The sequence below is a fragment of the Chelatococcus albus genome, from assembly GCF_030067675.1.
GTDB classification, from domain to species: Bacteria; Pseudomonadota; Alphaproteobacteria; order Rhizobiales; family Beijerinckiaceae; genus Chelatococcus_A; species Chelatococcus_A albus.
The window spans coordinates 86,268-101,307 of record NZ_JASJEV010000001.1 but is presented as its reverse complement, the minus strand read 5'-3'; the positions used below and the strand labels follow the sequence as shown (position 1 = coordinate 101,307).

The 15,040-nt window shown below is 69.0% G+C and carries 8 protein-coding genes; 4 read left to right on the top strand and 4 right to left on the bottom strand.

All coding sequences use genetic code 11. The features are described from left to right. Positions 1-2: 2 nt before the first annotated feature. Positions 3-3,335 (bottom strand): AsmA-like C-terminal region-containing protein, encoded by a 3,333-nt coding sequence (locus QNA08_RS00425; protein WP_283738718.1) that lies wholly within the window; start codon positions 3,333-3,335, stop codon positions 3-5. A gap of 356 nt (positions 3,336-3,691) precedes the next feature. Here QNA08_RS00425 and QNA08_RS00420 point away from each other — a divergent pair, with 356 nt between their 5' ends. The 3 genes from QNA08_RS00420 (at position 3,692) to QNA08_RS00410 (ending at position 6,232) form a co-directional block, all read left to right on the top strand. Next, positions 3,692-4,156 (top strand): peroxiredoxin, encoded by a 465-nt coding sequence (locus tag QNA08_RS00420; RefSeq protein ID WP_283738717.1) that lies wholly within the window; start codon positions 3,692-3,694, stop codon positions 4,154-4,156. Positions 4,157-4,337: 181 nt separating this feature from the next. Then, a complete protein-coding gene (locus QNA08_RS00415; RefSeq protein ID WP_283738716.1) occupies positions 4,338-5,531 on the top strand; it encodes a M23 family metallopeptidase in 1,194 nt (397 codons plus the stop codon). A gap of 200 nt (positions 5,532-5,731) precedes the next feature. Next, on the top strand, positions 5,732-6,232 hold the full coding sequence (locus tag QNA08_RS00410; RefSeq protein ID WP_283738715.1) for a hypothetical protein: 501 nt from the start codon (positions 5,732-5,734) through the stop codon (positions 6,230-6,232). A 145-nt stretch (positions 6,233-6,377) separates the two neighbouring features. On the opposite strand, the gene prfB is transcribed toward QNA08_RS00410, so the two are convergent. From prfB to QNA08_RS00395, 3 genes are all read right to left on the bottom strand, one after another. Next, a protein-coding gene (prfB, locus tag QNA08_RS00405; RefSeq protein ID WP_283738714.1) for a peptide chain release factor 2 occupies positions 6,378-7,506 on the bottom strand; the annotation gives its coding sequence in 2 pieces (ribosomal slippage) (positions 6,378-7,436 and positions 7,438-7,506; 1,128 coding nt in all). A gap of 111 nt (positions 7,507-7,617) precedes the next feature. Continuing rightward, the gene (locus QNA08_RS00400) at positions 7,618-10,038 is read right to left on the bottom strand and encodes a penicillin-binding protein 1A (protein ID WP_283738713.1); all 2,421 of its coding nucleotides are present in this window, start codon (positions 10,036-10,038) and stop codon (positions 7,618-7,620) included. 424 nt (positions 10,039-10,462) lie between these two features. Beyond that, positions 10,463-11,689: an N-acetylmuramoyl-L-alanine amidase gene (locus QNA08_RS00395; RefSeq protein ID WP_422679841.1), complete on the bottom strand. Its 1,227-nt coding sequence runs from the start codon at positions 11,687-11,689 to the stop codon at positions 10,463-10,465. 754 nt (positions 11,690-12,443) lie between these two features. Between QNA08_RS00395 and QNA08_RS00390 the strand changes: the two genes are divergently transcribed. After that, positions 12,444-15,014, top strand: a complete 2,571-nt coding sequence (locus QNA08_RS00390; RefSeq protein WP_283738711.1) for an Rne/Rng family ribonuclease — start codon at positions 12,444-12,446, stop codon at positions 15,012-15,014. Positions 15,015-15,040 lie beyond the last annotated feature (26 nt).

Here is a 15,040-nt window from a genome sequence, read left to right as displayed (position 1 = left end):
CCTCAGCGCTCTGAACGCGAGGCCGGCGGCCCGGGGGGGCCGCTGTCGGCGCGCCCGACGTCGAAGAACTTGCGGAAGATGCCGGGCGCGATCGCCGACAAGGGGTTGATCGTCATGCTCGGGGTGCCGAGCGGTCCGGTCACGCGGAAATTGATCGCGAACAGGCCCTCGTAGCGTCCCCCGCCCAGGATGAGGCCGACGATCGGCACCTGGCTGAAGATGTTGTTGAGGGCGTAGGCCGGCACATAGGTGCCCGACAGGTCGACGCGCTCGCGCGCGGTGTCGATGTGGCCCTGCAGCGACACGCCGACCTGGGGGCCCCAGACGACGCCGTCGCGAATGTTGATGCGCCCCGGGGCGCGTGTGAAGTCGGCCTTGAGCTTCGTGAAGGGAATGTCTGCCACATCCACGCGAGCGGCGTCGCCGCTCGCGGGCTGCTCGGCGAGAATGCGCCGCAGCGCCGGTTCGTTGCGCAAGCCGAAATCGCGAATGACGAGGCTGCCGGCCTGCTCCCCGCCGTCCGGCGAGAGCTGCATCGTCAGGTCGCCGCCGGCCATGCGCTTGTAGAGGTCGATGAAGCGCAGGGTCGAGCCGGCGTCGGCGGCTTGGACGACGATGTTCTCGCCCGCCCGTTCCGCCCGCGAGAGCAGGACGCTGACGGGCGCCTTGCCGAAGCGGCCGGTCAGCTGCAGGTCGCGGATGTCCTTGCCGCGCTTGCTGAACTTGAGCGACGTATTCGACAGCGCCTCGTCGTTGTAACCGGCGACGATGTTCACCGAGAGGTCGAGATCGAGATCAAGCTTGTCGCCGGCCGTGCCGGTCGCGCTGCCGGCGCTCATGAACGAACGCAGGAAGGGCCGCGCGTCGAGGACATTGCCCTTCACGCCCGCCCTGTAGCCCGTCTTCGTACGATCCACGGTGACCTTCAGGTCGTCCCCCGGAGAAAGCTTCACCTGCGAGAACTCGGCAGTCGTCAGCGCCCCGTCGGCCGCAAGCTCGACCCGGCCCCGCACCGTCGCCCCCGCGTCGACGGCGAGATCGTCGAGCGCATAGCCGTCATTGGTCTCGCGCAGGCTGAACGTCGCCTTGCCGGGCTTGCCGGCAGCCTTCGACCAGCCGGGCAGCGGCTCGTTGATCGCCGCCTTGCCGAGATCGACCTCGATGCGCGCCGGCGTCTTGTCGGCCTTCGACAGGCTCTCGGTCAGCTTGACGACCACCGGACCTGTCAACTGCTTGCCGAGGGCAAGCCCACGCTTGGCGCGCGCCGCATCGTCCATGGTCAGTATAAGGGTGGCATCGCCCGGCCCGGCGAGCCGCGGCTGATTCACCTCGATCTGTGCCGGAAGACCGCCGACGCGGCCTTCGCCCTTCAGGGTCAGGGTGGTGTGATCCTGGGTGAGGGCGAGGGTCGCGTCTTCGAGCCTCTCCTTGGCGTATACCGGATCGATGCTGAGATTGGTGATCATGCCGGAGGCGCTCGTCGCCACCTCCTCGTTCTTCAGGTCCCTGGACAAGGGCATGGCCAGTGAGGCCTTCATGTCCACCTGCCCCTTGACGGTCGCCGGATCGAGGTCGATGGGCCTGCCCATCGCGGCGCCCTGCTCCGCCAGGAGGGCGACCAGCGCATCCGCCGTCCCGGTAATGCGGAAATCGACCGTCGCCGGGGTCTTCTCTGCTGCCGTGTCCGGCACGTTGAAGACGCCCTCGCTCAGGGCGAGCGCGTAGCCCGGCGAGATCCTTGCCTGAGCCGCCGGAACGCGGACCGTCGCCGAGCGCCCGCTGATCGCGCCCCTCACCGTCGCCTGAGCCAAGGGCGGCACGGTCTCCGCCGGCCAGAATTCGGTCTCGGACAGCCTGAAGTCGATCTTCACCGACTTGTCGGGGATCGGCTTCTTGGCCTGCGCGTCCCGCAGCTCCTCGCCGCTGAGGCTCACGCCCACATTGAGCTCTTCGACGATGCCCGAGCGGAGATTGTCGACGAGATAGCGCCTCACGTCGGGCGCGATCGACACGGGCCACAGGCGCAGGATCGGCCGGACCGCCGATCGCGCCGTCGACAGGCCGAGGCGCAGGCCGCCAGCGTCGGCATCGGTGCCGAGGGTGCCGGACAGGGCGACGCCGTAGCCGTCCCCCGAGACGGCGAGACGCTCGATCGCCATGCCGCCGCCGGCGACGCCGGCGAGCGCCACGCTCACCTCGTCGATCCTCAGGTCCGGATCCTGCGGTCCGAAGCCCTCGAGCACGGCATTCCGGCCGCTGAGCGACAGCTGCCACGGCGTGCCCTCGGGCCCCGGCGACAGGCGACCAGCGAGATCGAAGCGTGTTCGCCCGCCGGCAAACGTCGCGGAACGGACGACGAGCTCGCCGGCCGACCTGTCCCAGGCCGTCGCGATGGCGACTTCGTCGACCTTTATCGGCGGCATGTCCGGATCGTCGACGTGCACGATCGCCGCCGCGCCCTTGAGCCCCGCCTCGAAATCCGTGAGCTCGCCCCCGGCGTCGATGGCGATGTGCGCCTCGCCGGACAGCGGCATGTCCGTGGTGACGAGCGCGTTGGTCAACCCGCCGAGCAGCAGAACGTCCGACACCGGCACGTCCGTCAGCGTCATCGTCGCCTGCCGCGCCTCTCCGGGCAGACCGCTGACCGAGCCCGACAGCGTCCACGGACCCGTGCGGCCGCGCAGTCCGAAGGAGAAGAGCACGAGCTTGCTCTTCGGCCGCTGCATGGCGAGCGAACCGTTGCTGAAGACCGCCCGCGGGCGGCGGCGGGCATCGACGAGCGTCAGCCGCGCGTCCTTGAGCTCCACCCGGTCCAGGCCCCCGAACACCCCCTCGCGGGTGGCCAGGAGATCGACGAGCGAGGCCGCGCCGACGGCGAGCGGCAGGGCCGCCGGTTTCGCCTGGCCGGGCGCGGCCGCCGGCGCCTCGTCGTCTTCCGCAGCGGAAAGGCTGAGATCCCCCCCGCGGGCGACCGTCAGCCTCAGGTCGAGCCCAGCGAACTCCACCGCCTTCGGCGTGAAGCGCCCGGCGACAAGGGCCCAGGGATCGACGGCGAGCGTCGCGCTGGCGGCATGCAGGACCCTGAGGCCGGATGGGTTGCGGACGTCGACGTCCGTGACGCGAAGGGTCGGCCCGTCCCGCGTGTGGTCGATGACGGCGGTGCCGACGTCCACCGACCAGCGCGCCCCCATGCGCTCCGCAAGCGCCTGCTCCACGCGGTCCGAGAGGCCGTCGATCTCGATGGGACCCATGGCGAAGCGAATGGCCAGGAGACCGATCGCCAAGGCCAGGAAGACGGCGACGCCGATCACGGCGCCGCAGCACCAGCGCAGCAAGCGCGCGCGCCCCCCGCGCCGGGCCCGTCCGCCCGCAGAGCGTGCCGCCGAGCGTTTGCCGAGCGGGAGAAGTCGCAATTGCACCATCCGGGCCGACGTCAGACCATGTGCGGCGTCATGTCGACCGACACCGCGATTCGGTTCGATACGCTGAACCCTCGCAGGTCCGAACGACCGGGTGCCCCTATCCGGTCGAGTTGGCCCCCGCCATCAAAGCGTTACGGCCCGACCTTGTCCAACCGGCGTGCCCCCTGGACAAGGACGGCCCGCGGGCGTGCCCGTGGCGGCCTCACGATGCGTGGTCAGCGTTTCGCATGGATAGCCACGACAATTCCGACGAAAGGAAGGCAAAGAGAATGGCTCTGCAGCAAGGCGACAAGGCACCTGACTTCGAGCTTCCGGCCAGTGGCCACGCCGGGGTGAAATTGTCCTCGTTCAGGGGGCGCAAGGTCGTCCTGTACTTCTATCCGAAGGACGACACGAGCGGCTGCACCAAGGAAGCCATCGCCTTCAATGCCCTGAGGGGTCGATTTGCCGCGGCCGACACGGAGATCGTCGGCATGTCGGCCGACAGCGTGGCGAGCCACGACAAGTTCAGGGCGAAATACGACCTCGGCTTCGCGCTCGCCTCCGACGAGACCAAGGCCGTCCTGCAGGCCTACGGCGTGTGGGTGGAGAAGAGCATGTACGGCCGCAAATACATGGGCATCGAGCGTTCGACATTCCTCATCGATCGCGAGGGTGTCATCGCGCGCGTGTGGCCGAAGGTGAAGATCCCCGGTCATGCCGAGGAGGTTCTGGCCGCTGCCGAGGCGCTCTGATGCGCCTCCCCCCTCCCCGCACCGGCCCGCATGATTTTGCCGGGGGGCAACGCTAGCGATTGATTAACGCTAACGAACTCTAATCGACGTGGTTCTGCATGGCGGGAACGGTGTGATGTTCGGCGGTCTGGGCGGGCTTGTTGCGCGATGGCGAGGCGCCGGTTCTCGCCATCCGATGGTGTTGGCGCCGTCCACGATCCTTGCCTGTCTTGCAACCTTCCTTGCCGTGCTCGTGTGGGCATCCGCGGCCACGTGGCTCCTCGTCGCCGGACGCAATCCCTTCGCCTCCGCAGGAACGGACGAGATTCTCCTCGCCTATGAAGATCGTGTCGCACAGCTTCAGGCGCAGCTCGATCGCGTCGCCAGCGGCCAGCTTCTCGAGCGGGACAGCCTGGATGCGCGCGTCAACGAACTCCTCGGGCGCCAGGCGGAACTCGAAACCCGGCAGGCGGTGATCGCCGCCCTGACCAGGCGGCGCTCGGCCACTGCACCGAGCCAGGCGCAACTGCCCGCCATCGAGGCGCCGGTGGCGGCCGATGTCGCCCCCTCGCCGGCCCTCGGCCGGAAGCCCGCTCCGGTCTCTGAGGTGCCGCCCTTGCGGGGCGGCCGGCAGGGGCCCGGCGCATCCCGGACGAGCGCCCTGCCCGCGGCCGGTGGCAGCCTGGAAGAACGCCTGGCCGAGGCCGAGCGCTCCATGCGCCGGGTGGACAGGTCGCAGACGAAGACGCTGACGGACGTGATCGCCGTCTCCGAGAGAAGGCGCGGGATTCTGGACGCCGTGCTGGCGGAGACCGGGATCGATCCGCAGCGGCTGATGCCGCGCAGCCGCCACGAGGCCGTCGGCGGTCCCTTCGTGCCGGCGGACACACAGGGCGCGAGGGGCGATTTCGCGGCCCTGGCCGCGCAGGCGCAGACGAGCGTCCTTGCGGTGGAGCGGCTGCAGAAGATGGTCTCGGCGCTGCCGCTCGCGCGTCCGACCAGCGCCCCCCTCGACATTACGAGCGGCTTCGGCGTGCGGCTCGATCCGTTCACGCGCGGCCTCGCCCTCCATACGGGGCTCGACTTCCGCGCCGATGCCGGATCGCTGGTGAGCGCCACGGCGCCGGGCACCGTCGTGACCGCCGAATATTCCGGCGGTTACGGCAATCTCGTGGAGGTCGACCACGGCAACGGTGTCACAACCCGCTATGCGCATCTCTCGGCCATCGACGTGACGCCGGGAGATCGGCTGTCGCGGGGCGATCCCGTGGGCCGCGCCGGCTCGACGGGCCGCTCCACAGGCACGCATCTCCACTACGAGACCCGGGTGTTCGGCGAGGCCGTCGATCCGATACGGTTCCTCAGAGCCGGTGAGCGCCTTGACCAACTGCTCTGAGCCGCAGTTCCGGCGCTGAGCGCCGGGATGCGCGGACACGGCAGGGGCGCTACGCTCGCGCGGTGAGCGCGCAGGCCCGGGCGCGCACGTGGCGTCGTTGGTCGACCGCCGCGGCAAGAGGTGGAGCAACGCGATTCGGAGCGGCGCCGCCTGTCGGCGTCGCGGCCGAGCCTCGCCGGGCATCGGGAAGGAGTCGTCCCATGGCACCGGTCTCCAAACAGGAAAATGCGCGGCAGGATCATCCGGCGCGGCTGCGATCCCTCGCGAAGACGGGCCTCCTCTGCCTTGCCCTGATCTCCGGCAACGACGCCACGGCGGCAGCAGTTCCGTCGGGGCCCGGCACACCGGCGGACGTGGGCACCACGGCCAGTTCCATGAGAAGCGCACGCGTCGGCGTTCGACCAGGCGGCCCGGTCATGCGTCCACCGGCAGCCGTCGCGCGCCCTGTTCGCCCGCCTGCGGCCGTCGGGCGGCCTGTCGGCCGCGTCTACCGGCCGGGCGCGGTGGTCGTGCGCCCTGTTCCGCGGGTGCGCCCCTGGTATTGGGGCGCGGCAGTTGCCGGCGTGACCGTCGGCGCGATCACCGCGGTGGCAGTTGCCGGAGCGGCGCCCGCCCCGCCCGATCCGTCGCTCTGCTGGTTCTGGACAGACAATTCGCGCGCCAGGGGGTATTGGGACTACTGTACCCCGCCGACGCGCTGACAGGCCTCGACGCCAGCCGTCCGGGCGCACTCGGCGGCCGCGCGCCGCGCCAGGAGGCGGGCGAAGATGCAATAGGCAGCAGGATGCGGGACACCGCGGCCCGGCAGGCGCCGGCGCTCCGATGTCCCGCGTTGCTGGCCGCGGATCAGTCGATATCCTCGACCTCGCCACCGCCGCCGTAGACGCGCTGAGCTAGTGACGCCTCGATGAAGGGATCGAGATCGCCGTCGAGCACGTCCCCGGGCGTGCCGGAGGTCACGCCCGTGCGCAGATCCTTCACGAGCTGGTAGGGCTGCAGAACGTAGGATCGAATCTGGTGGCCCCAGCCGATGTCGGTCTTCGAGGCCGCCTCCGCCATCGCCTTCTCCTCGCGCTTCTTCAGCTCGAGCTCATAGAGGCGGGCGCGCAGCATGTTCCACGCCGTGGCGCGGTTCTTGTGCTGCGAGCGTTCGGCCTGGCAGGCCACGGCGATGCCGGTCGGAATATGCGTGATGCGCACCGCCGAGTCGGTCGTGTTGACGTGCTGGCCGCCCGCTCCCGAAGAGCGGAAGGTATCGATGCGGCAGTCCGATTCCTTGATGTCGATCTGGATGCGGTCGTCCACGACCGGATAGACCCAGACCGAGGCGAAGCTCGTGTGGCGGCGGGCGTTCGAATCGAAGGGTGAGATGCGCACGAGGCGATGCACGCCCGATTCTGTCTTCAGCCAGCCGTAGGCATTGTGACCCTTCACCTGCAAGGTCGCGGACTTGATGCCGGCCTCTTCGCCGTCGGTCACTTCCAGGACCTCGACCTTGAAGCCGCGACGCTCCGCCCAGCGCGAATACATGCGCATCAGCATCTGCGCCCAGTCCTGGCTTTCCGTGCCGCCGGCGCCGGAATGCACTTCGAGGAAGGTATCGTTCTGGTCGGCCTCGCCCGAGAGAAGCGTCTCGACCTGCCGGCGCGCAGCCTCGGCTTCGAGCGCGCGGATGGCGTTCTCGCCTTCGGCGATCACCTCCGCGTCTTCCTCCGCCTCGCCGAGCTCGATGAGCGTGACGGCGTCCTCGAGCTCGCGATCCAGCCGCTCGATGGCCGAGATCCGGTCGTCGAGATCGGTCCGCTCGCGCATGACCTTCTGCGCGGCCTCGGCGTCGTTCCAAAGGTTGGGGTCTTCGGCGAGCTGGTTCAGCTCGGCGAGCCGTTTCTTGGCGGTATCCCAGTCAAAGATGCCTCCTCAGCAGTCCTATCGACTGCTTGACGGCATCAACGAGCGCTTCGATCTCGGCACGCATCGCGATTGTCGATCTTCCTTGGAGAATCCGGCCATGCCGTTCACGCCGGACGGCGAGGCTCATAGCGGCCCCGTCCCTCCATGTAAACCGGCGACCGGCTGGGACAAGATCTCAGTAGAGCCCACCCGGCCCCGGACCGGCCATGCCTGCTTCCGGTCCCGGCGGCCCGCCATACGGATCAACCGGCGCCGCCGGCGCATATTCGGGCGGCGCCGTGCCCGGCTTGAAGGCCTCCAGGATGGTGCCGCCGCCCTCCTCGCCCCCGGCGCGCTGACCGCTCTTGGCGCTGACGCGGATGAGCTTGATGCCGGCGGGCACACGGAACGGCGTCGCCGGCTTGTCCTTCAGCGCAAGCTTCATGAAATCGCGGAAGATCGGCGCGGCATACTTGCCGGCGGTCGCCGAATTGCCGAGCGACTGGGGCTTGTCGTAGCCGAGGAACACGCCGACGGCGAGATCGGGCGAGAAGCCCACGAACCACACGTCCTTCGCATCGTTGGTGGTGCCCGTCTTGCCGGCGAGCGGCTTGCCCACTTCCTTGATGACGGTGGCCGTGCCGCGCTGCACGACGCCCTCCAGGATCGAGGTGACCTGATAGGCGGTCAGCGGATCGAGCACCTGCTCGCGCCTGTCGATCAGTGCCGGCTCGTTCTGGTTGACCCACTTCTCCGCATCGCACTTCTCGCAGATGCGCTCGTCGTGCCTGAAGATCGTACGGCCCCAGCGGTCCTGGATCCGGTCGATCAGCGTCGGCTTGATGCGGCGGCCGCCGTTGACGAACATGGCATAGGCTGTCGTCATGCGCATGACCGTCGTCTCACCCGCGCCGAGCGACATGGACAGGAGCGGCGGCATGTCATCGTAAACGCCGAAGCGCTTGGCGTATTCGGAGACGAGCGGCATGCCCACGTCGCGCGCGAGCCGCACGGTCATCAGGTTCTTCGAATGCTCGACGCCGTAGCGCAAGGTGCGCGGGCCGGCGTATTTGCCGTCATAGTTCGACGGTGCCCAGACGCCAACCCCCGGGCCCTGATCGATCTCGATGGGGCCGTCCACCACGATGGTGGAGGGCGTGTAACCGTTGTCCAGCGCCGTCGCATAGACGAACGGCTTGAACGACGAGCCCGGCTGCCGGAGCGCCTGGGTGGCGCGATTGAACTCGCTCTGGTCGTAGGAGAAACCGCCGACCATGGCGAAGACGCGGCCCGTGTTGGGATCCATGGCGACGAGGGCACCGGAGATCTCCGGCACCTGCCGCAGGCGGTACTGGCCCTTCCGGCCCTCCATCGGCTCGGCATAGACCACGTCGCCGACGCGCAGCGTCTGGGTGAGCTTCTTGCGCGTCCACTTGACGCCGTCGGCGGTGATGACGCCCGTTTCGCGCTCGCGCGGCAGCTGGCCCGACCCGTCGCGCTTCGGCTGCAGGCCGATGCGTGCGGCTTGATCGTCGACCTCCGTGACAACAGCGAGGCGCCACGGCTGCACGTCGCCGAGCGCGGGCAATTCCGAGAGGCTCGCACCCCACTCGCGCGCCGTCATGTCGATCTTCTGCTGGGCGCCGCGCCAGCCGCGCGCCTCGTCGAAGCGCACCAACCCGTCCACCAGCGCCTTGCGGGCCATGGCCTGCATCTTCGGATCGAGCGTCGTGCGCACCGACAGACCGCCCTCGTAGAGCTTCTTCTCGCCGTAGCGTTCGGCGATCTCGCGCCGCACCTCCTCGGCGAAGTAGCCGGCGAGATAGTTGTGCGGCGACAGCTGGCGGGGGGAGACGCCGAGCGGCTCGGCCTTGGCCTTCTCGGCCTGCTCACGCGTCACGTAGCCGTTCTCGACCATGCGGTCGAGCACCCAGTTGCGGCGCTCGATGGCGGCCTCGCGCTGGCGGAAGGGATGGTAGTTGTTGGGGGCCTTGGGCAGGGCCGCCATGTAGGCGACCTCGGCGAGCGTCAGCTCGTGGACCGACTTGCCGAAGTAGTTGAGCGCGGTGGCGGCGATGCCGTAGTTGCCCAGCCCGAGGTAGATCTCGTTGAGATAGAGCTCGAGGATCTTGTCCTTGGAATAGGTGGCCTCGATGCGCAGTGCCACGAGCATTTCGCGGATCTTGCGCTCGTAGCTGCGCTCGTCGCCCACGAGGAAGTTCTTCGCCACCTGCTGCGTGATGGTCGAGGCACCCTGCTGACGCCGCCCGCTGTTGCGGAAATTCGTGACGATGGCGCGGGCGATGCCTTCCGGATCGACGCCGTTGTGCTTGTAGAAATTCTTGTCCTCGGCGGAGAGGAAGGCGGCGATGACGAGCTTGGGCACTGCCTGGATCGGCAGATAAAGCCGCCGCTCGCGCGAATATTCCGTGATGAGGCTTCCGTCGCCCGCGTGGACGCGCGTGGTCACCGGCGGCTCGTAGTTCGCAAGCTGGGTGTAGTCCGGCAGATCCTGCGAGAATTTCCAGACGAAGAAGCCGGCGACGGCGCCGCCGATCACGAACAGAATCGTGCCGAGCGCAAAGAGAAAGCCGAGAAAGCGGAGGATCAAACGCATCCGTCGAAGGCCCGTCGCCTGGAGCGGACTGGCGTGGCCGGTTCAGCCGCACCTGTCCCGCTCGAACTCAACCAGTGGCAGCCGGACCGTCGGCTGGATGGATTCCGCTCCGGCCGATCCCGCTGCCGCGCGATTTTCGCAGTCCCCGACGCAAAAATCGCCTCCCCTCCTCCCCACCATGTGGCCGTCGCGGCGAGCCCGGCAGACCGACACGGCATCTCGTTCCGTCATATCGTCCCGACGCGAAGACAGCGGCGTCGTGCGGGAGTACCCCCAGTCCATCCCTGCGGCTCGACACCGACGACCGGGGGCGCACGCCGGCCATCCCTGCCCGCACCGGCCGGCCGCCCCGGAGAAGCGAGGCATCTACCATGCCTGCCGCGGTCAAGCCAGCCTCGGCGGAAAGGCCCATGGTCGCGGCTCTCTATGGAGAAACTGGGGCGACCGGCTGTCCGGCGAGCCGCGTCGAGAAATAGCGGTCGATGGCCGCGGTGAGCGCCTCCGTGGACCGGTCGCGCCAGCTCTCGGAGGTGAGAAGGTCGGCATCCTTGGCGCTCGACAGATAGCCGAGCTCGAGGAGGATCGACGGCACGTCGGGCGCCTTGAGCACCTGAAAGCCGGCCGAGCGGTGCGGGTTCTTGTTGAGCTTGACTGCGCTCTGCAGGGACGCAACCAGCTTCCGCGCGAAATCGGTCGAGAAGGCGCGGGTTTCGCGTTTGGTGAGATCAAGGAGAATGCCCACGACGTCCTCGGCATCCTCCTGGGCCTCGACGCCGGCGATCTGGTCCGCCCGGTTTTCCTTGTCGGCCAGCCGCGCGGCTTCCGCGTCGCTCGCGAAATCCGAACCCGTGTAGACGGTGGCGCCACGGACATCGGGATTGTCCGACAGCGTGTCGGCGTGGATCGAGACGAAGAGGTCGGCCTTTGCGTCGCGCGCGATGCGTACCCGGCGCCCCAGGGAGATGAAGGTATCGGTGTCGCGCGTCATGAGGATGCGATATCGGCCCGTCGCTTCCAGCTTGTTCCTGAGACGCTGGGCGAAGGCGAACACCACGTCCTTCTCGACGACGCCACCGGGGCCGGAGGCGCCGGGGTCGACGCCGCCGTGGCCCGGGTCGAGCACGATGAGCGGCTTGGCGGCAGCGGCGGCGTCGACGGGGACTGCGGATGGCGGGGCCGCCGCGGGCGCTTCCGCGGGTTCTGCCGTCGGCTTGAGCGCCGCCTTGCGATAGGTCGCGCGATCGGTACGGGTGAGTTCGATGGTCAGCGACGCGACGGCGCCGTCCTCCGTGCTTGCGGCGCGTGCGACGAGCGCAGGCTCCGCCAGGTCGATGACGATCCGCGAGCGGCCGGGCGCGAACAGGCCGTAACGGAACGAGCTGACCAGGCCCCTTCTCTGGCGCCCGGCATCGGGCGGTAACTGAAAATTGACCTCGGGCAGGTCGACGATGACCCGGTCCGGACGCTCCAGCAGGAAGGCCTTGGCTTCCACCGGGCGTGACAGGGTAAAGGTGAGGCGCGCGCTCTTCGCCTCGATCGCCGTCTCGACAGCCACGGCGACGGTAGGCAAGGCGGCAGCGACCGAACTCTCGGCCGTCAGCGTGATCGGCCTGGGCGATTCCTGCGCAGGAGCGACAACGGCGCCGGCCATCGCGGCGATGATGGTCAGGCCGACCACGGCAAGAAGCTTGCGGCAAGGTCCGCGTCTCCCGCCTCCGCCCGGTTCGATTCGAGCCCGTTCCATCGATCGGTCGTCGCTTGTTCCCGCCTCGTCAGCCTCCCCCGTTGCTTAAGAGATAGGAAGCGGCCGGTTAACACTTCTCCAGCGCTTTGCGACACCTCCGCGTGAAGGCGTTGCGGCGGCGCAACATTCCCGTCCGGCAACCTTCCCGCTTGCCAAATGCCGACACGCGTCTGTAATGAAACTGACTCCGTTTCGGCGTCGCTCTGCATCGCTTCCGTTCCGACGGGCGAGGCGCCGACTGCCAGATTGCCGCGCACTGGGCGCGGCCATGTTCGCGCGGCCCTATCGGTGCGCGCCGTGACGGTTGTCGCGAGGCTGCGCGCAAGCGCCGCAGCGGTTTCCGCGGCACCGGTCTCATCGACCCGGTCCCCGCGGCGTGAGGATTGAGGACCGGAGGACATGGGCGGCTCTTTCTCGAAAGCCCGGCTCGCTCCGTCGCAGACCGTGATCGGCGACGCGACGGCCGTGCCGCGCGCAATCGTCGCCGCCCGGGTCCCAGGTTCAGCGTTTCACCCCTTCCACCACAGCGCCGGCTCCGTCCGGCGCGCCAGCGACCGTTCGGCGAGCATCGTCTCCGCCGTCGAGGAAACCAGCCGGCCGCGATCCCGCGGCAGGGCTTCGACGCGCCACGCGCCCGCGGTCGCCTGCTCGAGAGTTCAACATGGCCAACAAAATGCTCATCGACGCCTCCCACCCGGAAGAAACCCGGGTGGTGGTGGTTCGCGGTAACCGGGTCGAAGAGTTCGATTTCGAATCCGCCAGCCGGAAGCAGCTGCGCGGCAATATCTATCTCGCCAAGGTCACGCGCGTTGAGCCGTCGCTGCAGGCGGCCTTCGTGGAGTATGGCGGCAATCGGCACGGCTTCCTCGCCTTCAGCGAGATTCATCCCGACTACTACCAGATCCCCGTCGCCGATCGGCTGGCGCTGCTCGAGGAGGAGGCACGGGCGGAGCGCGACGCCGAGCGCGACGAGGATCGGGCGGCCAGGCGCAAGGGACGCCGGCAGGCAGCGCCCAAGACGCAGGACGGCGGCGAGACGGTGGCCGCCGAAGCGGTGAGCGCCGAGGCTCCCGAGCCGACGGAAGTCGGCGAATCCGCCAAGGAAGACAGGGGCGACAACGGCGACAACGGCGAGCATGTCGGCGAGGAAGAGATCGTCGAGCAGGTCGGCGGCGGCGCCGACGCGCTCGAGGAAGTGCCGGACCGGCGCCATCGTCCGCTGCGCCGGCAGTACAAGATCCAGGAGGTGATCAAGCGCCGGCAGATCCTTCTGGTCCAGGTTGTCAAGGAAGAGCGTGGCAACAAGGGCGCGGCGCTGACCACCTATCTGTCGCTCGCGGGCCGCTACTCCGTGCTGATGCCGAACACGGCGCGCGGCGGCGGCATTTCCCGCAAGATCACCAATGCCACCGACCGCAAGCGGCTCAAGTCGGTTGCGCAGGAGCTCGAGGTGCCGGAGGGCATGGGCGTCATCCTGCGCACGGCCGGCGCGGCGCGCACCAAGGCCGAGATCAAGCGCGACTTCGAATATCTCCTGCGCCTGTGGGAGAGCGTGCGCGAGCTGACCTTGAAGTCATCGGCCCCTGCCCTTGTCTACGAGGAAGGATCGCTCATCAAGCGCGCCATCCGCGACCTCTACAACAAGGACATCGACGAGGTTCAGGTCTCCGGCGACGAGGGTTACCGCGAGGCCAAGGACTTCATGCGCATGCTCATGCCGAGCCATGCCAAGGTCGTGCGCCCCTACAAGGATACGCATCCGCTCTTCGCGCGCTTCGGCGTCGAGGCCCAGCTCGACGCGATGTTCTCCAATCAGGTGACCCTGCGCTCCGGCGGTTACATCGTCATCAACCCGACGGAAGCGCTCGTTTCGATCGACGTGAACTCGGGCCGCTCGACGCGCGAGCACAACATCGAGGACACGGCGCTCAAGACGAATCTCGAGGCGGCCGAGGAGATCGCGCGGCAGCTGCGCCTGCGCGACCTCGCCGGCCTCATCGTCATCGACTTCATCGACATGGAGGAGAAGCGCAACAACCGCGCCGTCGAGAAGAAGCTGAAGGATTGCCTGAAAAACGACCGGGCCCGCATCCAGGTCGGCCGGATCTCGGCCTTCGGACTTCTCGAAATGTCACGCCAGCGCATCCGCACCGGCGTGCTCGAGAGCTCCACGGTGACCTGCGCGCACTGCGGCGGATCGGGCTTCGTCCGCGCGACGCCCTCCGTCGCGCTGCACATCCTGCGCTCGCTCGAGGAGACGCTTCTGAAGAGCGCGGCCAACAACCTCACGGTCAAGACGCGCACGGAAGTCGCCCTCTACATCCTCAACCAGAAGCGCATCCACGTGCGCGAACTGGAGAACCGCTTCGGCGTCGCCATCACCGTTCTCGCCGACGACAGCCTGACGGGAACGACCTACTTCACCCTGGAGCGGGGTGAGCCGGCGCTGCGGCTGGAGCACAAGGCGGCGGCCACCGGCATCCAGGTCGATACCATCGCGCCGGTCGAGGAGGCCGAGATCATCGAGATCGCGCCGGCGCGGGCGGCCCTGGAGGAAGGGGAGCGCCTGGAGCGGCCCGAGCGCGCCGAGGCCGGCGAGGAAGAGGGCGGACGTCGCCGGCGTCGTCGGCGGCGGCGGCGCGGTCGCGGCGGCGAGATGCGCGAGGGGCGGGAGCCCGCCGAGTTTGGCGCCGCGGCCGGCGAGGCCGAGGCTGCGGAAGGTGCGGCCGAGGAGGAGGAAGGGGCGGAAGTCGTGCTTGCGACCTCCGGGCAGGAGACGACCGCAGAGGTCCCCGCATCCGGGGAAGCGCTGGAGCCCTCCATGGCGGAGGCTGCCGAAGGTGCAGCCGAGGAGGATGGCGGGCAGCGGCGGCGGCGCGGCCGGCGTGGCGGCCGCCGCGGGCGTCGCGGCGGCCCCGCCGAGGCGGAGGCGGGTGAGGCCGGCGAGCGCGAGCCGGCGACGGTCGCGGGCGAGGAACCTGCCCCGATCGAGCCTGTCGGGCAGCCCGCCGTCGAGCCACCGGGCGAAGCGGGTGTCCCCCTCGCCGCGGCGAGCGAGCCTGAAGCTGCGGTCGCCGAAGCCGGCGTACCGGCCGAAGAGCCCGAGGCCGCGCCCGAGGCCCCTGCCGCTCCGGAGCCGGAGCCCGTCGTGATCGAGGAGGTCGTCGATCCCAACCGGCCGAAGCGCACGGGTTGGTGGTCGCGGGCCAAGGCCACGCTCACGGGCGAATAGCGCGCACGGTCGAGGCAAGGGAACGA